General features: G+C 70.4%; 18 protein-coding genes. 7 read left to right on the plus strand and 11 right to left on the minus strand.

Going from position 1 to position 20,440, the window contains the following annotated elements:
• Window positions 1-73: 73 nt before the first annotated feature.
• On the minus strand, window positions 74-1,360 hold the full coding sequence (locus AC07OH_RS30135; RefSeq protein ID WP_495303134.1) for a hydroxymethylglutaryl-CoA reductase, degradative: 1,287 nt from the start codon (window positions 1,358-1,360) through the stop codon (window positions 74-76).
• Between the two features lie 137 nt (window positions 1,361-1,497).
• Between AC07OH_RS30135 and AC07OH_RS30140 the strand changes: the two genes are divergently transcribed.
• Window positions 1,498-2,889 (plus strand): aminotransferase-like domain-containing protein, encoded by a 1,392-nt coding sequence (locus AC07OH_RS30140; RefSeq protein WP_489062274.1) that lies wholly within the window; start codon window positions 1,498-1,500, stop codon window positions 2,887-2,889.
• 15 nt (window positions 2,890-2,904) lie between these two features.
• On the opposite strand, the gene AC07OH_RS30145 is transcribed toward AC07OH_RS30140, so the two are convergent.
• The gene (locus AC07OH_RS30145) at window positions 2,905-4,449 is read right to left on the minus strand and encodes a class I adenylate-forming enzyme family protein (protein WP_495303135.1); all 1,545 of its coding nucleotides are present in this window, start codon (window positions 4,447-4,449) and stop codon (window positions 2,905-2,907) included.
• 48 nt (window positions 4,450-4,497) lie between these two features.
• Window positions 4,498-5,280: a crotonase/enoyl-CoA hydratase family protein gene (locus AC07OH_RS30150; RefSeq protein ID WP_495303136.1), complete on the minus strand. Its 783-nt coding sequence runs from the start codon at window positions 5,278-5,280 to the stop codon at window positions 4,498-4,500.
• A gap of 110 nt (window positions 5,281-5,390) precedes the next feature.
• Between AC07OH_RS30150 and AC07OH_RS30155 the strand changes: the two genes are divergently transcribed.
• Window positions 5,391-6,173 carry a PaaX family transcriptional regulator gene (locus AC07OH_RS30155; RefSeq protein ID WP_495303204.1) on the plus strand — a complete coding sequence of 261 codons (783 nt, stop codon included), beginning with the start codon at window positions 5,391-5,393 and terminating at the stop codon, window positions 6,171-6,173.
• A 10-nt stretch (window positions 6,174-6,183) separates the two neighbouring features.
• Here the strand turns inward: AC07OH_RS30155 and AC07OH_RS30160 are convergent, their stop codons facing one another.
• Genes AC07OH_RS30160 through AC07OH_RS30175 form a run of 4 tightly spaced genes read right to left on the minus strand, consistent with a single transcriptional unit; the run spans window position 6,184 to window position 11,100 of the window.
• Window positions 6,184-7,992, minus strand: coding sequence for a feruloyl-CoA synthase (locus AC07OH_RS30160; protein ID WP_495303137.1), 1,809 nt, complete (start codon window positions 7,990-7,992; stop codon window positions 6,184-6,186).
• Window position 7,993: 1 nt separating this feature from the next.
• Window positions 7,994-8,941 (minus strand): 3-hydroxyacyl-CoA dehydrogenase NAD-binding domain-containing protein, encoded by a 948-nt coding sequence (locus tag AC07OH_RS30165; protein ID WP_495303138.1) that lies wholly within the window; start codon window positions 8,939-8,941, stop codon window positions 7,994-7,996.
• Window positions 8,938-10,146 (minus strand): ABC transporter substrate-binding protein, encoded by a 1,209-nt coding sequence (locus AC07OH_RS30170; RefSeq protein WP_495303139.1) that lies wholly within the window; start codon window positions 10,144-10,146, stop codon window positions 8,938-8,940. Before AC07OH_RS30170 ends, AC07OH_RS30165 begins: the two co-directional genes overlap by 4 nt.
• Window positions 10,147-10,179: 33 nt before the next feature.
• Window positions 10,180-11,100, minus strand: a complete 921-nt coding sequence (locus tag AC07OH_RS30175; RefSeq protein ID WP_495303140.1) for a beta-keto acid cleavage family enzyme — start codon at window positions 11,098-11,100, stop codon at window positions 10,180-10,182.
• A 165-nt stretch (window positions 11,101-11,265) separates the two neighbouring features.
• On the opposite strand from AC07OH_RS30175, the gene AC07OH_RS30180 reads away from it, so the two are divergent.
• Both AC07OH_RS30180 and AC07OH_RS30185 read left to right on the plus strand, forming a co-directional pair.
• A complete protein-coding gene (locus tag AC07OH_RS30180; RefSeq protein ID WP_307582556.1) occupies window positions 11,266-11,646 on the plus strand; it encodes a DUF1090 domain-containing protein in 381 nt (126 codons plus the stop codon).
• A 14-nt stretch (window positions 11,647-11,660) separates the two neighbouring features.
• Window positions 11,661-12,371, plus strand: coding sequence for a Crp/Fnr family transcriptional regulator (locus tag AC07OH_RS30185; RefSeq protein WP_062470280.1), 711 nt, complete (start codon window positions 11,661-11,663; stop codon window positions 12,369-12,371).
• A gap of 40 nt (window positions 12,372-12,411) precedes the next feature.
• On the opposite strand, the gene AC07OH_RS30190 is transcribed toward AC07OH_RS30185, so the two are convergent.
• The gene (locus AC07OH_RS30190; RefSeq protein WP_495303141.1) at window positions 12,412-14,226 is read right to left on the minus strand and encodes an NAD(P)-binding domain-containing protein; all 1,815 of its coding nucleotides are present in this window, start codon (window positions 14,224-14,226) and stop codon (window positions 12,412-12,414) included.
• A gap of 230 nt (window positions 14,227-14,456) precedes the next feature.
• Here AC07OH_RS30190 and AC07OH_RS30195 point away from each other — a divergent pair, with 230 nt between their 5' ends.
• Together AC07OH_RS30195 and AC07OH_RS30200 are read left to right on the plus strand one after the other, a co-directional pair.
• Window positions 14,457-15,104 (plus strand): TetR/AcrR family transcriptional regulator, encoded by a 648-nt coding sequence (locus tag AC07OH_RS30195; RefSeq protein ID WP_495303142.1) that lies wholly within the window; start codon window positions 14,457-14,459, stop codon window positions 15,102-15,104.
• Window positions 15,101-16,315: a glycosyltransferase gene (locus AC07OH_RS30200; RefSeq protein WP_495303143.1), complete on the plus strand. Its 1,215-nt coding sequence runs from the start codon at window positions 15,101-15,103 to the stop codon at window positions 16,313-16,315. Before AC07OH_RS30195 ends, AC07OH_RS30200 begins: the two co-directional genes overlap by 4 nt.
• On the opposite strand, the gene AC07OH_RS30205 is transcribed toward AC07OH_RS30200, so the two are convergent.
• The 3 genes from AC07OH_RS30205 to AC07OH_RS30215 form a co-directional block, all read right to left on the minus strand.
• Entirely contained in the window at window positions 16,312-18,261 is a 1,950-nt protein-coding gene (locus AC07OH_RS30205; protein ID WP_495303144.1) for a sigma-54-dependent Fis family transcriptional regulator, read from the minus strand. The two genes, AC07OH_RS30200 and AC07OH_RS30205, sit on opposite strands and share 4 nt — an antisense overlap.
• 161 nt (window positions 18,262-18,422) lie before the next feature.
• The gene (locus tag AC07OH_RS30210) at window positions 18,423-18,647 is read right to left on the minus strand and encodes a tautomerase family protein (RefSeq protein ID WP_139703453.1); all 225 of its coding nucleotides are present in this window, start codon (window positions 18,645-18,647) and stop codon (window positions 18,423-18,425) included.
• Window positions 18,648-18,678: 31 nt separating this feature from the next.
• Entirely contained in the window at window positions 18,679-19,419 is a 741-nt protein-coding gene (locus tag AC07OH_RS30215; RefSeq protein WP_495303145.1) for an SDR family NAD(P)-dependent oxidoreductase, read from the minus strand.
• A gap of 107 nt (window positions 19,420-19,526) precedes the next feature.
• On the opposite strand from AC07OH_RS30215, the gene AC07OH_RS30220 reads away from it, so the two are divergent.
• Entirely contained in the window at window positions 19,527-20,438 is a 912-nt protein-coding gene (locus tag AC07OH_RS30220; protein WP_495303146.1) for a LysR family transcriptional regulator, read from the plus strand.
• Window positions 20,439-20,440: the final 2 nt, after the last annotated feature.

Genomic DNA, 20,440 nt, shown 5'->3' on the forward strand with positions numbered 1-20,440 from the left:
GGTTGTGTGACGGCCGCGTGCGCGACCGCCGCGGTGTCAGCCGCGGACCGTGGTGCGGGCATCCCCGCGTTGCTTACTTCTTGCGCAGTGCGTCGAGCAGCGCCACGGCGCGGTCGGTGCGCACGTCATGCTCGGCGGCCATCTGTCTGGCGATGGCGTCGATCTCGTCGCCGGTGGCGCCCGCGACCAGCGCGATGTTGCGGGCGTGCAGCGCCATGTGGCCGCGCTGGATGCCTTCGGTGGCCAGCGCGCGCAGGGCGCCAAGGTTCTGCGCGAGGCCGACGGCCACGGCGACTTCGCCGAGTTCCTGCGCCGACTTCACGTCGAGGATCTTCAGTGCGAGCCGTGCGAGCGGGTGCGTCTTCGTCGCGCCGCCGACCAGGCCCACGGGCATCGGCATCTCGATGGTGCCGACCAGTGCGCCGCCCACGTCCTTCTCCCATGTGGTGAGCGAGGTGTAGCGTCCGCTGCGGCAGGCGTATGCATGTGCGCCGGCTTCCACCGCGCGCCAGTCGTTGCCGGTCGCGACGATCACCGGGTCGATGCCGTTCATGATCCCCTTGTTGTGCGTCGCCGCGCGGTAGGGGTCGATGGCCGCGAAGGTGTAGGCATCGATCACGCCCTCGACCACCTCTTCGCCGCTGCGCTCGCGCGTGGCCAGCACGGAAGGCGCAAGCCGCACGCGCGCACGCGCCAGCCGCAGGTCCGCCAGGTTCGACAGGATGCGCAGGCGCACCGTGCCGCCGGTGAGCTTCTCGACCAGCGGCGACACCGCCTCGGCCATCGTGTTGACCGTGTTCGCGCCCATCGCGTCGCGCACGTCGACGATCAGGTGCATCACCACCATCGCGCCGCGCGGCGTGTCGCCGAACACATGCACCTCGATGTCGCGGCAGCCGCCGCCCAGGCCGATCAGCACCTTGTCGCGGCTGTTCGCCACGGCCAGGATCTCGTCGCGCGCGCGCAGCAGCGCGAGCCGCGCCCCGTACGGGTCGGTGATGCCGATCACCTGCACCTGCGCGCGCATCAGCGGCCCGGTGCTCGAGGCCTCGAAGCCGCCGCCTTCGCGCGCCAGCTTGGCCATGAAGGAGGCGGCGGCGACCACCGAGGGTTCTTCCACCGCCATCGGCACGAGGTAGTCGCGCCCGTTCACGGTGAAGTTGCCGGCCACGCCCAGCGGCAGCTCGAAGGTGCCGATCACGTTCTCGACCATGCCGTTGGCGCGCTCCACGCCCAGCGCGCCGGGTTGCGCGAGCAGCGCCACTTCGTCGTCGGTGAGCGCGGCGGCCTGTGCGATGTGGGCCAGGCGTTGGGCGGGCGCGAGTGCGCGGAAATTGGGAATGCGGGAATCGGCGGCCATCGGTGCGTGTCTCTTCGGAAGGTGAATTCGGGAGCAGGCAATTTAGGCCGGCTGTACCGCCCGCGGAAGGCACAGTTTGGCGGGACAGTGCGGACAGTGGTGCGCCGCCACGCCTCGCTGTGTCACAGTCCAAGCCCATGACCACGATCGCCGATTCGCTCGCCGACACCCTCGCGCGCCAGATCGCGAGCGGCGCCTACAAGGCCGGCGACAAGCTGCCCTCGCTGCGCGAACTCGCACAGCTGCACGGCTATGCCAAGAACACCGTGGTGGCCGCCTTCGAGCTGCTGGTGTCGCGCGGCCTCGTCGAGCCGCGGCGCGGTTCGGGCTACTACGTGCTGGCGCAGGCCACGGCCACGCCCAAGCCCGCCGAGGACGACGCGGGCAGCCTCGGCCGTGCGATGGACATCGTGTGGCTCATGCGCGAGCAGCTCAAGACGCAGCCCGATGCGGTGGCGGTGGGCGACGGCTTTCCGCCCGTCGAATGGCTGGCCGACGTGCGGCTGGACAAGTACCACCCGAAGGTCGTGCGCACGGGGCTCGGCGCGCTGTTCCGCTATGGCAGCCGCTTCGGCTATGCGCCGCTGCGCGACCACCTCGTGCGCAAGCTGGCCGATTTCGGCATCGGCGCCGAGCCGCGGCAGATCGTGCTCACGCACGGCGCCAACGAGGCGATGGACATCGTCATCCGCTATTTCGTGCCGCCCGGCGGCAAGGTGCTGGTGGACGACCCGGGCTACTACCCGCTGTTCGGCAAGCTCAAGCTCGCGGGCGCGCAGATGCTGGCGGTGCCGCGCCTGGCCGACGGGCCCGACCTCGAGGTGCTGGAGCAGCTGCTCATCGCCGAACGGCCGCGCCTGTTCTTCACGCAGTCGCTCGCGCACAACCCCACGGGCTCCGACATCTCGCCGGCCAAGGCCTTTCGCGTGCTGCAGCTGGCGCAGAAGTACGACCTGCTCATCGTCGAGAACGACCCGCTGGCCGACTTCAAGCCGACCGCATTGCCGCGGCTCTCGGCGCTCGACCAGTTGGAACGCACCATCTACATCGGCAGTTTTTCGAAATCGTTCTCGGCCGCGCTGCGCGTGGGCTTCATCGCCTGCGGGGCGGACCTGGCGAGCGACCTGGCCGACCTGAAGGCGCTGATCCACGTGAGCAGCTCGGAGTACAGCGAGCGCACGGTCGACGTCATCCTGAGCGAGGGCCACTACCAGCGGCACCTCAAGCGGCTGCAGCAGCGGCTGGGCGAGGCCACGCGCGACGCGCTGAAGCTGTTCGACGCGGTGGACGCCGAGGTCTTCGCGCGCAGCCCGCAGTCGCTCTACATCTGGGCTGCGCTGCCCGGCGTGGACGACTCGCTGGCCTTCGCGAAGGAACTGCTGCCGCGCAAGATCGTGATGGCGCCGGGGCGCATCTTCAGCGTCGACTCGACGCAGGTCTCGCGCTGGTCGCGCTTCAACGTGGGCGCCATGGCCGACCCGCGCTTCGCGAAGGCGCTGCGCACCGCGTTGCGGCGGCGCGCAGGCTGACCGACTGGCAGCGCATCAGCCGCGGTGCAGCTCGCGCAGCTGCCGGCGGTTGAGCTTGCCCACCGCCGTCTTCGGGATCTCGCGGGCGAACAGCACGCGCTGCGGCTTCTTGTACGAGGCGAGCTGGTGCGCCACGTGCGCGATCAACGTAGCTTCATCGGCCTGCTGGCCTTCGCGCAGCACCACCACCGCGGTGACGATCTCCACCCACTTCTCGTGCGGCAGGCCGATGACCGCGCACTCACGCACGGCGGGGTGCGTCATGAGCGCGTTCTCGACCTCGCGCGGGTAGACGTTGTAGCCGCCGCTGATGATCATGTCGGAGGTACGGTCCTTCAGGTGCAGGAAGCCGCGCGCGTCGAACTGGCCCACGTCGCGCGTGCGCACCCAGCCGCCGTCGACGAAGGTCTCGGCGTTGAGCCCGGCCGCGTTGTGGTAGCCCGACACCGCCGAGGGCGCGCGCACCGCGATCTCGCCCGGCGTGCCGGGCGGCACGTCGTTGCCGGCCTCGTCGACCAGCCGCAGCTCGACGTCGATCGCCGGCTGGCCGCAGGCGTCGAGCAGCTCGTCGGTGTGGTCCTCGGGGCGCAGCACCGCCAGGCACAGCGGCACCTCGGTCTGGCCGTAGTACTGCCAGAAGCGGTGCTGGCCCCACGCCGCCATGGCGCGCCGGATCACCGCGCGCGGCATCGGCGAGGCACCGTAGATCACGTAGCGCAGCGCGGCCACGTCGGTGTGCGCGATGTCGGGGTGCTCGAACAGCATCTGCAGCATCGTCGGCACCAGGTTGATCGCGGTGATGCGCTCGGCCTGCAGCGTGCGCAGGAAGGTACCGGGTTCGAAGCCCGGCAGGATCACCGTGCGGGCGCCGCGCAGCCAGAAGGGCAGCACGAACACGCCGCTCGCATGGATCAGCGAGGCCGCGTGCAGCATGGCGTCGTCGGGCGTGGCGGGCAGCAGGTTGAGCAGCACGTTGCGGCAGATCGCCGCGTACGAAGCCTGCGTGTGCTGCGCGGCCTTCAGCGTGCCGGTGGTGCCCGAGGTGAAGAGCGTGAGCACCACGTCGTCGGGCGAGGGCTCGAACGCCGGCGCCTGCGTGGCGCACGACAAGGCCTGCGCGAACAGGTCGGCGGCGCCGTCGAGCGACGCGCCCAGGCCCATGCAGGCCAGGCCCGGCACGGCCTCGCGCAGGGCCGCCGCGCGTTCGGCGAGGTCGGGGCCGAACACGAGGTGCGTGCAACCAGTGTCTGTCACCATGCGCGCGTGCTCGGCCAGCGAGAGCCGCGCGTTCAGCGGCACGCGGTTGATGCCGGCCTTCACGCAGGCGAAGTCCAGCGGCACGCTGTGCAGGCCGTTGTTCAGCAGCAGCGCCACGCGCGTGCGCGGCGCGGCGCCGGCGGCATGCAGTGCGTGGGCGAGCCGGCTGCTGAGCTGGTCGACCTCGGTGAAGGTCATCGACTGGTCGCCGTAGACGATGGCGGTGCGCGGGCCGTGCTGCAGGGCGCCGCGGCGGATCAGTTCGAGGTAGGTCGGGCCACGGGCGGGCGAGGGGGAAGGCAAGGCGTGTCTCCAGGAGGTTCTATGTGAAATCGAAAGAGCGGGGGGCGTTCAGCGTTTGAACTCGCCGTGGCGCCCGGCGCCGCCGGCAAAGCGCGCGGCGCCGGCCTCGCCCTCGGCCGCGACGATCGGCACGCCCTGCGCGCCTTCGCGGCGCAGCGCTTCGGCCAGCGGCAGGTCCCACTGTTCGAAAGCGGAGCGGCGGTCGGCCAGCATGCATTGCTGCGGAAAGGCGGCGATCTGCCGCGCCAGCTCCTGCGCGGCGGCCAGTGCGCCGCCCGGCGGCGTGGTGCGGTTCACCAGGCCCATCGCCAGCGCCTCGGCGGCGGACACCGGCCGGCCCGTGAGGATCAGGTCGAGCGCGCGCCCCATGCCCACGAGGCGCGGCAACCGCACCGTGCCGCCGTCGATCAGCGGCACGCCCCAGCGGCGGCAGAACACGCCGAACACCGCGTCGTCGTCGGCCACGCGCAGGTCGGCCAGCAGCGCCAGCTCGAGCCCGCCCGCCACCGCGTAGCCGTTCACCGCCGCGATCAGCGGCTTGGACAGCGCCATGCGCGTCGGGCCCATCGGGCCGGCGCCGCCGCCGTCGGGGTCGAGCTCGTTGCGGCGCGCCGGGTCTCCCACGGCGCCCAGGTCGGCACCGGCGCAGAAGTGGCCGCCGGCGCCCGTCAGCACGGCCACGCGCAGCGCGTCGTCGGCCTCGAAGCGTTCGAAGGCCGCGCGCAGCTGGGCGGCCACGACGCCGTCGACCGCGTTGCGTTTGTCGGGGCGGTTCAGCGTGAGCGTGCAGACGGGGCCGTCCACCTCCCAGGTCACGAAGGGCGTGGTCATGTGCAGGGTCCTTCCGGAGAAAAATTGCAGGAATCAGTCGGTCTCTGGCATCCTAGGAAACATTTCTTTATTTCGCAAACATGGACAAGGTATGTAATGTTCCCGTGGCGATGCCGAGCGCGCCGGAGCTGATCCTCGACCTGCTGGTGGCCGACGGCGGCGCGCTGAGTTCGCAGGCGCTGTGCCGCGCGGGCGCGCTCATGGGCATCGGCGAAACCACCTTGCGCGTGGGGCTCACGCGGCTGGCGGCCGAAGGCAAGATCGCCCGCGGCGAGCGCGGCAGCTACAGCCTGAACCGCGCGGGGCCGGCGCTGTCGCGCGCGGTGGGCGACTGGCGGCACACGCGCGCGCAGGTGGTGACGTGGCAGGGCGGCTGGCTCGCGGTGCACGACGCCGGCGTGGCGCGCGCCGACAAGACCGCCTGGCGCCGCCACAGCCTGGCGCTGTCGCTGCGCGGTTTCGCGGCGCTGCGCCCGGGCCTGCAGCTGCGGCCCGACAACCTGGCGGGCGGTCTCGAGGCCGAGCGCGCGCAGCTCGTGGCGCTGGGCCTGTCGCCGCATGCGCTGGTGTTCCGCCTGGCCGGCCTCGACCCGGCCGCGCAGGCGGCCGCGCGCGGGCTGTGGAACGTGCGCGCGCTGGCCGACGACTGCCGCCGCCTGCAGGCCGGGCTGGAGCGCGGTGAACAGCGGCTGCGCACCGTGCCGCTGGAGGTGGCGGTGCGCGAGTCGCTGCTGTTGGGGCGCGCCGTGATCGCGCACCTGGTGCGCGACCCGTTGCTGCCCGACGAACTGATGTCGCCCGCGCCGCGCACGGCGCTGCGGGCCGTCGCGCGGCGCTACCAGGACCGGGCGCGCAAGCTGTGGCGCCAGTGGCTGGCGCTGCCGGTCGCCTGACGCTGCGGCTTCAGAGCGGGCGGATCACGTCCGCATCGCCCGTCGCCGGCGCATGCAACCGCGCCACCTCGGCCGCGCGCCGCGTGAGCACCGCGCGCTGGTTGATGTAGCCCTTGTCGGTGATCTCGCCCGCATCGAGGCTGGGCGGTTCGGCCAGCACCAGCGCGCAGGCCGGGCACTGCGACGAGCCCGCGCCTTCGTCGCGCAGGGCGCGCAGCACCCCGGCGATGCGCGCGGCCAGGGCTTCGGGCGCGAGGGCGGCGCCTTGCGGGCTGGCGAACACCAGCATGCCGATCGCGTCGCGGTCGTGGCCCGTGAGCACGATGTCCTGCACATGCGGCGCCAGCAGCGACACCAGCTTCACGCGCAGCGTGCCCACCGACACCCAGGTGCCGGTCGAGAGCTTGAAGTCTTCCGCCACGCGGCCGTTGAAGATCACGCCCTGCGCCGGGTCGCCGGGGTTCGCAAGAAAGCCCGCGTCGCCGATGCGGTAGTAGCCCTCGGCATCGAAGGCGCTGGCGGTCTCGCGCGGCGCGTCGCGGTAGCCCGAGAACACCGAGACGCCCTTGACGCGCATCTCCAGCTTCTCGCCGTTGGGCACGAACTTCAGTTCCAACCCCGGCAGCGGCGCGCCGATGCAGCCGGCGCCGTCGAGCTGCCAGTGCGCCGAGGTGATGGCGGGCGAGGTCTCGGTCGCGCCCCACGAGGTCGTGAGCCACAGTGGGCGCGCGGGCCGCACGCGCCGCGCCACGGCTTCGAGCCGCTGCCAGGTCGAAGGCGCGAGCGCCGCCGCCGCGTAGAAGGCCAGGCGCAGCCGCGAGAACACTTCGGCGGCGAGTGCGTCATCGGCTTCGAGAAAAGGCAGCAGCATGTCGAAGCCGCGCGGCACGTTGAACAGCAGCGTGGGTTTCACCTCGCGCAGATTGCGCACGGTCTTCTCGATGAGGCCCGGCGCGGGCCGGCCTTCGTCGATGTAGAGCGCGCCGCCATGGCACAGCACCATGTGCAGGTTGTGGTTCGCGCCGAAGGTGTGGCTCCATGGCAGCCAGTCGACGAGCACCGGTTTTTCTTGCGCGAGGAAGCGCCAGGTCTGCGCCATCATCTGCTGGTTGGCGCACAGCATGCGGTGCGTGTTGATCACCACCTTGGGCTGGCCGGTGGAGCCGGAGGTCAGCAGGTACTTGGCGTGCGTGTCGGGGCCCACGGCGGCGAAGGCCTGCATGACGGCGGGCGTTTCCTTCGCGTCGAGCAACTGGTCGAAAGCCAGCGCGCCCGGATGCGTGTCGGCATTGCGGCTGAACACGGTGACTGCCTCGATGCCGCAGCCTGCGAGCGATGCGCCGTACACCGTCGCGTCGGAAGCGTAGATCAGCCCGGGCTGCAGCGCCTTCAACATGCCGTGCAGCCGCGACGGGTCTTTCGCCATGCGCGAGTAGGCGCTCGACAGCGAACAGGCCGTGCGGCCGATGTGCATCGTCGCGAGCATCAGCACGGCATGGTCGATGGCGTTGTCCGAGAGGATCACGACCGGGCGGCCCGCGGGCAGGTTCAGGTCGAGCAGGCCCTGCGCCACCGCGCCGACGGTGGCGCGCAGCGCGCGGTAGTCGAGCGTGCGCCAGCCTTCGCCCGTCTCATCGCGCTCGGCAAACGCCAGCGCATCGGGGGTCTCGCGCGCCCAGCGCTCGATCCATTCGCCGATGCAGCGCGCATACGGCTGCAACGCCGTCGGCGAGCGCAGCACGAACGAGCCGTCGTCGAAGTCGATGCGCACCGTGCGGGGCGGCGCGACCAGGGTGTCGTCGAGAAGGAAGTCGGTCATGTCAATCCAGCGTACCCGTCTCGGCCTTGGCGCGAATCAGGTTCAACAGCAGGGTGTCGCGCGCGGCTTCGAGGTCGGCGGTGTGGCGCGTGCCCAGGGCGTCGTCCACGCCTTGCACCACCTGCTGCTTCAACGCGTCCGTCATCGACGGCGCGCCCAGGTCCTTCCACCAGTCTTCGATGGGCCCGCCCAAGTGCGCGAGCAAATGCTCAATGCCGCCCGCACCGCCCGAGAGGTGCAGGTTCATGAACGGCCCCATCACGGCCCAGCGCAGGCCGGGGCCGTGCGCGATGGCGGTGTCGATGTCGGCCACGCTCGCCACGCCTTCGTTGACGAGATGAAAAGCCTCGCGCCACAGGGCAGCCTGCAGCCGGTTCGCGATGTGGCCTTTCACCTCGCGCTTCACGTGGATCGGCCGCTTGCCGATGGCGGCATAGAACGCCATCGTGCGGGCGATGGTGTCGGGCGAGGTCTGCTCGCCGCCGATCACCTCGACGAGCGGGATCAGGTGCGGCGGGTTGAACGGATGCCCCAGCACCACGCGCTGCGGGTGCGCGCAGCCCGACTGCACGCCGCTGATCGCCAGGCCCGACGAGCTCGACGCGAGGATGGTCTCGGGCGGCGCGGCCGCGTCCATGCGGCGGAACAGGTCGATCTTGAAGTCCATGCGCTCGGGGCCGTTCTCCTGCACGAAATCGGCCACGGCCACCGCGTCTTCCAGGCTGTCGTGAAAGCGCAGGCGGTCGACCGAGGCGCCCTCGGCCAGGCCGAAGCGTTCCAGCGTCGGCCAGTGCTGCGCCACGGCGGCGCGCAGCCGGTCTTCGGCGCCGGGCGAGGGGTCGGTCGCGTTCACGTCGAGCCCGTGCGCGAGGAAGTGCGCGGCCCAGCTCGCGCCAATCACGCCGGTGCCGACGACGGCGACGCGCTTCACGTCGGTGGTGAGGTTCATGCCGATTTCCACCGCGCGCAGCGGCTCTCCGTCTTGGTGGTCCACGCGGCTTCGCCGGGGATGTTCTCGATCACCTTGTAATAGTCCCACGGCTCCTTCGACTCGGCCGGCGCCTTCACCTGCATGAGGTGCATGTCGTGCACCATGAGGCCGTCGTCGCGCAGCCAGCCGCCCTTGACGAACATGTCGTTGAACTTGGTCTTGCGCAGCTGGGCCATCACCTTGTCGGCGTCGTCGCTGCCCGCGGCCTTCACGGCCTGCAGGTACTGCAGCGCTGCGGAGTAGTCGCCGGCGTGGAAGGAGGAGGGCATGCGCTTGTGCTTGTCGAAGAAACGCCGCGCCCAGGCGCGCGACTCGGGGCTCTGGTTCCAGTACCAGCTGTCGGTGAGGTACATGCCCTGCGAAGCCTTCAGGCCCAGCGCGTGCACGTCGTTGATGGTGATGATCATGCCGGCGAGTTTCATGTGCTTGCTGATGCCGAACTCCGCCGCCGACTTGATGGCGTTCACCGTGTCGCCGCCCGCGTTGGCCAGGGCCAGCACCTGCGCCTTCGAGCTCTGCGCCTGCAGCATGAACGAGGAGAAGTCGCTAGCGCCCAGCGGGTGCTTCACCGAGCCTGCCACCGTGCCGCCGCTGGCCTGCACGGTCTTGGTGGCGTCGCCTTGCAGCGCCGCGCCGAAGGCGTAGTCGGCCGCCACGAAGTACCAGCTCTTGCCGCCGGCCTTGACCACCGCGCTCGCGGTGCCGCGCGCCATGGCCACGGTGTCGTAGGCGTAGTGCACGGTGTAGGGCGAACAGTACTCGTTGGTGAGGCTGGACGCGCCCGAGCCCACCACGAAGTACGGCTTCTTCTTGTCGGCCGCCACGCCGGCCATGGCAATGGCCGCGCCCGAGTTCACGCCGCCGATCAGCATGTCGACCTTGTTCACGTCGAACCATTCGCGCGCCTTGGCGGCGGCGATGTCGGGCTTGTTCTGGTGGTCGGCCGTGACCAGCTCGATCTTCTTGCCGTCGATGGCGCCGCCCATGTCGGCGATGGCCATGCGGATGGCTTCGGCACCGGCCGGGCCGTCGTAGTCGCGGTACAGGCCCGACATGTCGCTGATGAAGCCGATGCGGATGGTGTCGTCGGACACCTGGGCCGACGCGCCCGATGCGAATGCGGCGGCGAGTGCGAGGGCCAGGGCGGTGCGGGGAATGTTCATGTGCGTGTCTCCGTTCGTTGTTCTCGTGCGTCTTCAGCCCAGCGCGAACTCGGGCCGCGGGCCGCCCACGCGCGGCAGGCCCATGATCTGGCGCGCCTCGGACGGCGTGGCCACTTCCATGTCGAGCTCGCGGATCACGCGCACGATGCGCTCGGTGAGCTGCACGTTGGTGGCGAGTTCGCCGTGGCGGAAGTAGAGGTTGTCCTCCAGCCCCACGCGCGCATGCCCGCCCAGCAGCAGCGCCGCCACGTTGGCTTCGAGCTGCGACATGCCGATGCCGCTCACGCCGAAGATGGCGCCCTTGGGCAGCGTGTCGACCATCATCTGCAGGTTGCGCGGCGAGTACGGCATCGCGTTCTGGAAGTTGCGGTGCACGTTCATCACCAGGTTGATGAAGTAGGGCTCGTCGTCATGGCCTTCCTCGATCAGCGTGGTCGTGTCCTGCAGGATGTGCGTGGGGCTGAACACCTCCCACTCGGGCTTGATGCCGCGCGCCTTCATGCCGGCGGCCAGCTCGCGCCCGCGCGTGATCGGCGTGTCCATCAGGATCTGCTTGCCTTCGAAGCTCAGGTTGAGCGTGGTGGCGTCCAGCGTGCACATCTCGGCGCCGGCGTCCATGCCCTTGATGCGTTCTTCCCACGCGATCTCCCAGCGATCACCGGCCAGCGGCTTCACCATGTCGCCGTGCACGCCGCCGCCGGTCGAGTTGTTCAGCACGATGTCGCAGCCGGCCGCGCGGATGCGGCTGTTGATGTCGCGGTACACCTCGGCGTTGCAGGTGGCGCCGTCGTCGGGGCGGCGCGCGTGGATCGCCACCACGCTGGCGCCGGCGTTCCAGCAGCGCAGCACGTCGGCGGCGATCTCGGCGGGCTGGGTGGGGAGGTGGGGGTTCTGCGACTTGTGCGCCATGCCGCCGGTGGGGGCGATGGTCACGATCACTTTGCGCTTCGACATGCTCGGGGCTCCTGGGGTCGGTCGGTCAGTCAGTCAGGGGGGCGCGCCATTATTTTTTGTGATGCGTTCGTACTCAGTCATCGCGACGACATTCCGGGGCAGGGTTTACGCGGCGCCAGCCGCTAAAGTCGCCCCTGCGCCGTTGCGCACACAAGGAACCTCTCCATGAAATTTCTGCCCCTCGTGCTGGCCGCCGCGGCCGCGTTCACCACCCTCGGCGCCGCCGCCCAACCCGCCGGCCCCGCCACTTGCGACGCCAAGCGCGAAGCCATCGGCCGCGACATCGAGATGGCCAAGTCCAAGGGCCAGAAGCAGCGCGTGCGCGGGCTCGAAACGGCACTGGCCGAAGTGAACCGCCATTGCACCGACGCCAAGCTGGCGGCCGAGCACCAGAAGCGCATCCGTGCCCAGGAGCGCAAGGTGGCCGAGCGCGAGCGCGACCTGCGTGCGGCGCAGGAGAAGGGCCGTGCCAGCAAGATCGCGGACCGCGAGAAGAAGCTGCACGAAGCGCAGGCCGAGCTGCAGCAGCTCAAGGGCGCGCAGTAAACAAAAAAGACAGCATGCCCTCGACCAAGCCGGCGATCCCCGCGGCCTCCCTGACCATTCCCCAGCTGCTGCAGGGCTCGGCCTGGTTCCCGCTGCTCGACGTGGGCGCGGGCGAGCGCGTGCTCGACGAGATGCGCGAGGTCGAGGTGGCCGCCGGCGCCGCGCTGTGCCGGCGCGGCGACACGCCGCTGCACTGGTACGGCACGCTCGAAGGGCTGCTCAAGTGGTCGATCACCTCCAGCGACGGCCGCTCGGTCACGCTGGGCGGGCTGTCGGTAGGCAGCTGGTTCGGCGAGGGCACGCTGCTGCGTGCCGTGCCGCGCTCGGCCGACATCATCGCGCTGCGGCCCAGCCGCGTGGCGCAGCTGCCGCTGGAGACCTTCGAGTGGCTGCATCGCACGCAGCGCGGCTTCGATCACTTTTTGCTGCAGCAGATCAACGAGCGGCTGCACTGGTTCATGGGCAGCTACGCCGCGCACCGGCTGCTCGACGCCGACAGCCAGGTGGCGCGCGCGCTGGCCGGCCTGTTCCACCCCTGGCTGCACCCGGGCAGCGAGCCGCACCTGCAGACCTCGCAGGAAGAGATCGCCAACCTGTCGGGCGTGTCGCGCCAGCGCTGCAACGCGGCGCTGAACCGGCTGAAGGAGGCCGGGTTCCTGCACATCGAGTACGGCGGCATCACCGTGACCGACCTCGAAGGCTTGCGCCGCTTCATCCAGGAGTGAACGGCTCCCTCTCCCCGAGGGGAGAGGAAGCCGGAGCCGCTCAGCGCTTGTGGTGCGACGCCGCCAGTTCGTACACCGGCGTGTCGATCCCTTCCATGCGCGCCTTCAGCTGCAGCGCCAAAAACTGCGAGTAGTGGCGCGACTGGTGCAGGTTGCCGCCGTGGAACCACAGCTGGGGCACCTGCGTCGGCTTCCACATGTTGCGCAGCTCGCCTTCCCACGGACCCGGGTCCTTCGGCGTGTCGGAGCCCAGGCCCCAGCACTTGCCGACCTTGTCGGCGGTCTCGGGCGAGATCAGGTCGGCCAGCCAGCCGTTCATCGAGCCGTAGCCCGTGGCGTACACCAGCAGGTCAGCCGGCAGCTCGGTGCCGTCGGTGAGCGTGACCGAGCGTTCGTTCACGCGCTCGATGTTCACGCCGCTCTTGAGGTGGATGCTGCCGTTGGCCACCAGCTCCGAGGCGCCCACGTCGATGTAGTAGCCCGAGCCGCGCCGCAGGTATTTCATGAACAGGCCCGAGCCGTCCACGCCGAAGTCGAGCAGGAAGCCGGCCTTCTCCAGCCGCGCGTACAGGTCGGCGTCACGCTTCTTCATCTCCTCGTACACCGGGATGTGGAAGGTGTGCATGATCTTGTAGGGCACCGAGGCGAAGATCAGGTCGCCCTTGTGGTGGTCGATGCCGTTCTTCACCGCCTGCTCGGAATACAGCCCGCCCAGCGCCAGCTCCATGAGCGACTGCGAAGGCGCGATGTGCGTGGACGAGCGCTGGACCATCGTCACGTCGGCGCCGTGCTCCCACAGCGCCGCGCAGATGTCGTGCGCCGAGTTGTTCGAGCCCAGCACCACGCACTTCTTGCCCGCATAGGCCTCGGGCCCGGGGTGCTGGCTGGAGTGGTGCTGGTCGCCCAGGAAGTTCTCGGCGCCCGCCACCTTCGGCACGTTCGGGTAGCCCGACACGCCGAGCGCGAACACCAGCTGCTTCGGGCGCAGCGTCACGGGCTTGCCCTCGCGCTCCACCTGCACCTCCCAGCGCTGCGTGCCCTCGTCGAAGCGCGCCTTGGTCGCGTTGGTGGAGCTCCAGTAGTTGAGCTCCATGATCTTCGTGTACATCTCGAGCCAGTCGCCGATCTTGTCCTTGGGCGCGAACACCGGCCAGTCGTCGGGGAAGGGCATGTAGGGCAGGTGGTCGTACCAGACCGGGTCGTGCAGGCACAGCGACTTGTAGCGCTTGCGCCAGGAGTCGCCGGCCTTGGCGTTGCGCTCCACGATGATCGTCGGCACGCCCAGCCGCCGCAGCCGCGCCCCCAGCGCGATGCCGCCCTGGCCGCCGCCGATGATCACCACCTCGGGCTGCTCGGTGTAGCCCAGCGCGGCCTCTTCGTCGCGGCGCTTCTCGAGCCAGTTCTTGCGGCCCTTGTGCACGCCGTGCTCGGCGCCCTTGATGCGGTGGTCGCCGGTCTTTTCCTCGAAGCCCTTCAGCTCGGTCATGGTGGTGAGCAGCGTCCAGGCCTTGCCACCGCCGTCATGTGAGCGCAAGCGCAGGTGGCCGCGCCCGCGCGCCACGCGCGTCTCGAAGCCGAACCACGCATCGACCACGCCGTCGGCCTCGGTCGCCTCGCCTTCGAGCGCGAAGGCCGTGGGCTGCGTGTCGGCCAGGCGCGCCTGCAGCATCGCGCGGATGGCGCCCGCGCCTTCCTGCGTGCGGATGTTCCAGGTGAAGGCGACGAGGTCGCGCCAGTAGCTGTCGGCCTCGAATAGCGAGACGGCCGCATCGATGTCGCCGCGTGCGAGCGCGGCGGCGAAGTCAGCCAGCCATTGGGCGGCGGCCCGGGTGGGGCCGGTGGTCGGGTCTGTCATTGCATGTCTCCGTTGTGTCGTTGAACGAATCGAATCGAATTGCGGCGCGGCAAGGCGCACGCGGGGTTCGTGGCGCAGCTTTCGTGCCGCGTGGGGTGGGACGAAGAATCAAGGGGTTGGCGGGGGTTTTGTCTCAGGCGCCTGTCGCTGTCTCACCGAGACTGAGACGATGCATGAGAATTTGAACGACGTATAAAATTGGACGACGTTCAAATTCAAGGGCCCGTACCGTGACCGAACCCGATCCCCCCGGCCGCCGCGAACGCCGCCGCACCCAGACGCTCGACCACGTCGCCGCCACCGCCATGCGCCTGTTCGAAGCCCAGGGCTACGACGCGACGACGATGGAGCAGATCGCGCAGCAGTCCGACGTGGCCAAGGGCACGCTCTACAACCACTTCCCGACCAAGGAGGCGATCCTGGCCCACTGGGTGCACCTCGAACTCGTGGTCGATGCGCAGCGCCTGCATGCGTCGATCGACCCGAAGGCGGGCTTCACGGCGCAGCTCACCGGCCTGCTCGACGCCTCGGCCGAATGGTCCGAGCGCTACCGGGCCTACCTGCTCGACTACTTCCGCTTTCGCTTCCTCAACATCGAGAGCGAACTCGGCGGCGGCGACCGCAGCACGCCGCGCGACCTGTCGGGGCTGTTCGAGGCGCTCATCGCCGCCGCCCAGCAGGCCGGCACGCTGCGCACCGACGTCTCGGCCGCGCACCTCGCGAGCCTGCTGCACCACCTGTATTTCGGCGCGCTGATGCGCTGGCTCACGCTGCCCGGCCTCGTGCTGCGCGACGAGTTCGCTGTGGTCGTCGACCTCTTCGTCGGCGGCGCGCGCACGGCCCCGAAGCCACCCGCTGCAAGGAGGCGCGCCCCATGAAACTCGCCGTGCTCACCTACGGCACCGAGGGCGACGCGCGCCCGCTCGCCGCGCTGTGCCGCGCGCTGAACGACGCGGGCCATGCGTCGGTGCTGCTGGCGGACGCGACCACGCTCGGCGCGGCTGACCGGCTCGGCGTGCACTCGCAGCCACTGGCCGGCGACATCCGGCAGGCGCTCGGCGGCGTCATCGCGCAGGGCGACAAGCCGGCCGCCGCCGCGAAGGCGCTGGCGGACATCGCCAATGCCAACGCCACGCCCTGGCTGCGCCAGACCATCGAGGCCGCGCAGGGCTGCGACGCGATCGTCTGCGCGGGGCTCGCGGCCTTCGTGGGCCTGTCGGCGGCCGAGGCGCTGGGCGTGCCGGCCATCGGCGCGGGCATGTTCCCGCTCACGCCGACGGCCGCCTTCGCCTCGCCCTTCCTGCCGCCCGCGCGCGTGCCGCGCTTTTTGAACCGCGCGAGCCACCACCTCGTCAACGGGCTGCTCTGGCGCGCCTTCCGGCCGGCCGTGAACGCCGCGCGCGCCGAGGTCTGCGGCCTGCCGCCGCGCCGCCGCCTGTGGACCACGCACCCCGCGCTCTACGGCTATTCGCCGAGCCTGCTGCCGCGCCCCGCCGACTGGCCCGCCAACGCCGCCGTGTGCGGCCAGTGGCTCGCGCCCGCGCCCGACTGGCAGCCGCCGGCGGCGCTGCACGATTTCCTCGCGGCCGGCGAGGCACCCGTCTACATCGGCTTCGGCAGCATGACGGGCTTCGACAAGGCGCGGCTGCTCGCAGCCCTCGTCGACGGCATGGCCGGCCGGCGCGCGGTGCTGCACCCCGGATGGAGCGGCCTCGATGGGGCACAGCTTCCGCCGAACTTCCACGTCGTCGGCGACACCCCGCACGACTGGCTGTTTCCGCGGATGGCGCTGGTGGTGCACCACGGCGGCTCGGGCACCAGCCACTCGGCCGCGCGCGCGGGTGTGCCCTCGGTGGTCGTGCCCTTCGCGGGCGACCAGGCGTTCTGGGCGCACCACCTCGCGCAGGCGGGCGTGGCGCCGCCCGCTGTGGCGGGGGGCCGGTTCGGCGCCGACGATCTGGCGCGCGGGATCGCCTTCGCGCACGACCCGCAGGTGCGCGCGCGGGCCCAGGCGCTGGGCGAACGCATGCGCGCGGAAGACGGCCTGGGCACGGCCGTGCGCGCGATCGAGCGAATCCTGAGGCGCTAGCCGCGTTGCGGCGCCACGATGCCGAAGCGCTTCATGTGGCGGTACGCGGTGGCGCGGCTGATGCCGAGCGCCTGCGCGGCCCGCGCCACATGCCAGCGGTGGCGCTGCAACGCGTCGAGCAGGCGCGTGGCGTCGGCGGCGCTGTCGTCGTCTGCCGGCGTGGGTGATGTGTCACAGCGGTCGAGCGACGGCCGATGCGGCGCCAGGCGCAGCTCCTCGGGCGTGATGCTCGCGCCCGTGCAGAGCGCCAGCGCCAGCCGCAGCACATTGCGCAACTCGCGCAGGTTGCCCGGCCAGTCGTGCGCCATCAGCCGCAGCATCGCCGCCTCCGACAGCCGCGCGGTCGAGCCCATCGCCGCCGCTTCCTCATGGAACATCGCCTCGATCAGGTACCGCCGGTCGCGCCGCGCGCGCAGCGGCGGCAACTTCAGCACCGCGCCGCACAGGCGGTAGTACAGGTCCTCGCGAAAGCGCCCGGCCGCGACCAGCGCCGACAGGTCGCGGTGCGTGGCCGCCACCACCGCAAGGTCCACGCGCTGCGGCGACTCGGCGCCCAGCGGCAGCACCTCGCCTTCGGACAGCACGCGCAGCAGCCGCGTCTGCAGCGCCATCGGCATGTCGCCGATCTCGTCGAGAAACAGCGTGCCGCGGTCGGCCTGCGCGATCAGTCCCTTCATGCCCTTGGCGCGGCCGCCCGTGAAGCTGCCGGGCGTGTAGCCGAAGAGCTCGCTCTCGATCAGCGAATCGGGAATGGCCGCGCAGTTCACCGCCACGAAGGGCAGCGCCGCGCGCCGGCTCGCGCCATGCAGCGCGCGCGCCAGCACCTCCTTGCCGCTGCCGGTCTCGCCCTCGACCAGCACATGGATGCCGCGGTCCACCAGGCGGCGCGCCTGCGCGATCAGCTGCTGCATCGCGGGGTCGTCGTCGCCCGCGATGCGTTCGAGCGGTGGCAAACGGTCCGAAGGCTGGGGCGCCGGCGATGTGGATGCAGTGACCGGCGAGCGCCGCAGGCGCGGCGCGATCAGCGAGGCGTGGTACTCGCTGCCGCCGGGCAGCAGCACCGTGTGCGCAAACGGCAGGGCCGACGCGCCGCCGTTGCCCAGGCGCCAGATCGCGTCCATCGGCAGGTGCAGCAGCTCCGACACCGCGCCGCCCAGAAGTTGTTGCTGCGGCCCCGAGAAGACCTCGCGCGCGCCTCCGTTGGCGCCCACCACCGTGCCGCCCTCGTCGAAGGCCAGCATGACTTCGCCCGCCACGTCGACCAGCCCGAAGGCGCTGCCCAGCCGCAGGATCCAGTGGCCGCGAAAGTGCCGCAGGAAGTCGGCGTCCTCGATCATCCGCGCGTAGATCGACACCAGGTGCCGCACCAGGTGCTGGCTCTCGCGCGCCTCGGGCGAGCGCAGCGCCGACACGTCGAGGATCGCCGTGAGCTTGCCGCTGTGGTCGAACAGCGGCGCCGTCGTGCAGGTGAGCGCGATGTGCGTGGCGTCGAAGTGCTCGGTCTGGTGGCAGGTCATCGGCTGGCGCTCGACGAGGCAGGTGCCCACGCCGCAGGTGCCGGCGTGCGCCTCGTTCCAGTCGGCGCCCAGGTACAGGCCGGCGCGGCGCAGCTGGTCGTCCCAGGCCGGGTTGCCGATGTAGTCGACCGTGATGCCCTCGGCATCGGTCAGCAGCACCATGTAGCCCAGCTCGGCCACGCGGCGGTAGATGTCCTCCATGCCCGCGCGCGCGGCGCGCAGGAAGTGCTCGAGCTGCTGCTGGTGCGCGCGCACCTCCTGCGCCGGCAGGATGCGCGCGGGCGTCGGCCGCGACGGATCGAGCCCATGGTCGCGCACGCAGCGCGCCCACGACTTGTGCACCAGGCTCGCCGCCGGATCGGCCCGCAGCGCCGTGCCGGTGGCGATCGAATAGACGTTGTCGATGTGGCGCGATTGCAGGGACGTCATGCGCAGCCTCGTGCGTGGGTGGGCGCGGCACGGGGAGGGGCTGCGCAGCCGGACATGATTCGGCTGTCGCGCTGTCGCAGGACAGAGGTGAAACCCGGTGGAACGGACGTGTTACTCCCCCTCACATCGAGGGCAATGCGGCCCGATCCGGCGCCATTCCTTCACTGCGGCGGCTTCGCACGGTCGGCCAGCCGCTTGCGGTACTCGGTGGTGGTCAGGCCCGCGAAGCCCCAGTCGTCGGTGTCGATCTCCTCGATCACGATGTGCGTCCATTCCGGCGGCTTCTTCAGCACCCGTTCGAGCGTTTCCGTGAACTCGGCAATGACCTGGGTTTTCTGTTCGCGCGTGACGCCGTCGCGAGTGATCTTCAGGTTGATGAAAGGCATGGTGTGCTCCTTGGGTGAATGACTGAGGTGATTACCACTTGCCGGTGCTCATGCCGCCATCCACGGGCAGCACCACGCCGGTCGTGAAATCGGCGCTCGTGAGGTAGAGCACCGCATCGGCGATCTCCTGCACGGTCGCGATGCGGCCGGCGGGCGCCAGGCCGTTGAGGAAGCCGTGCTGCTCGGGCGTGTACAGCGGCGTGTCCACGATGCCGGGTGCCACCGCATTCACCTTGACGTTGTGCGGTGCGAGTTCGAGCGCCAGCGCGCGCGTCGCGGCATTGATGCCGCCCTTGATCAGCACCGGCAACACAGCCGGCACCTGCTGGTTCGGCTGCAGCGCGATGCTCGCCGTGATGTTGACGATGTGTCCCTGGCGGCGCGCAACCATGTGCTTTGCCGCGGCCTGCGAGGCGTAGACGAAGCCCTTGAGGTTGGTGGCCACCATTTGCTCGAGGTCGTCTTCGGTGTAGTCGACGAAAGGCTTCGCGTTGAAGATGCCCGCGTTGTTGACGAGCACGTCGACCTGACCGAAGCGCGCCACGGCGCGGTCGACGAGCTGCTGCGCCGTGTCGCGGCGGCCGATGTCGCCCGCGACGCCGAGAAGACGCGCCGGATTGCCGAGCTGCTTCGCGGCGGCTGCGAGCCGCTCTTCGGTGCGCGCATTCGCGACCACGTTGAAGCCGCGCGCGAGGTACGCCTGCGCAAGGCCCAGGCCGATGCCGCTCGAGGCGCCGGTGATGACCACGGTGGGGGATGTGTCGTCCTGCATGTCGGTTCTCCAAGGAAGTTGATGACGTGGGGAGAACTGTATTGATGACGCATCGATAGATAAATCACTAGACTCGCACTTCACCTGATACACAAGGTAATCAATCCATGCAGCGGCAGTTCGGCGACATCCTTCTGGGCAGCATCGAGTTGTTCTGCCTCGCTGCGGAGAGCGGCGGCTTCACCTCGGCGGCACTCGCGGCTGGTGTGACGCCGGCGGCCGTGAGCCGATCGATCTCCCGGCTCGAGAAGCGGCTGGGATTGCGGCTTTTCGTGCGCACCACGCGCAGCGTGCGGCTCACCGACGCGGGCCGCTCCTACTTTGCACAGTGCCGACAGGCGCTGGCGCAGCTCGCCGAGGCCGAGCGCGAGGTGATGGGCCAGCAGGTGCTGCCTTCGGGCATGCTGCGCATCAGCGTGCCGACCACCTACGGCCACCACCGCATCCTGCCCTTGCTGCCGGCGTTTCGCGAACGCTTTCCCGACATCCGGCTGCACGTGCACCTGAGCAACCGCAACATCGATTTCGTGGAAGAGGGCTACGACATGGCCGTGCGCGTGCGGGCCCAGCCCGACTCCACGCTGATTGCGCGGCACCTCGAGGATGCGGACCTGGTCGTGGTCGCCACGCGCAAATACCTGCGGAGGGCCGGCACGCCGCGCACGCTGGACGACCTCGCCGCGCACGAGTGCATCCAGTTCGAGCTGCCCAGCAGTGGCCGCCGCATTTCGTGGCTCTTCAAGGAGAACGGCAAGGACCGCGAAGTCTTCGCGGACAGCGCCTACAGCTGTTCCGACGACGTGCTTGGCGGCGTCACGCTCGCGAAAAGCGGCGCCGGGTTGTTCCAGACCTACCGCTTCGTCGTGGAGAAGGAGCTGGCGGACGGCTCGCTCGTCGAGGTGCTGAAGCCCTTCGCGGGCCGTTCGCGGCCCTACACGCTGCTGTACCCGGACGGGCGCCACGTGCCGCTGCGCATGCGGGTGTTCATCGATTTCCTGATGGCGCAGCGGACCGGGTGACG

The organism is Variovorax sp. GW821-FHT10C12 (assembly GCF_059415405.1).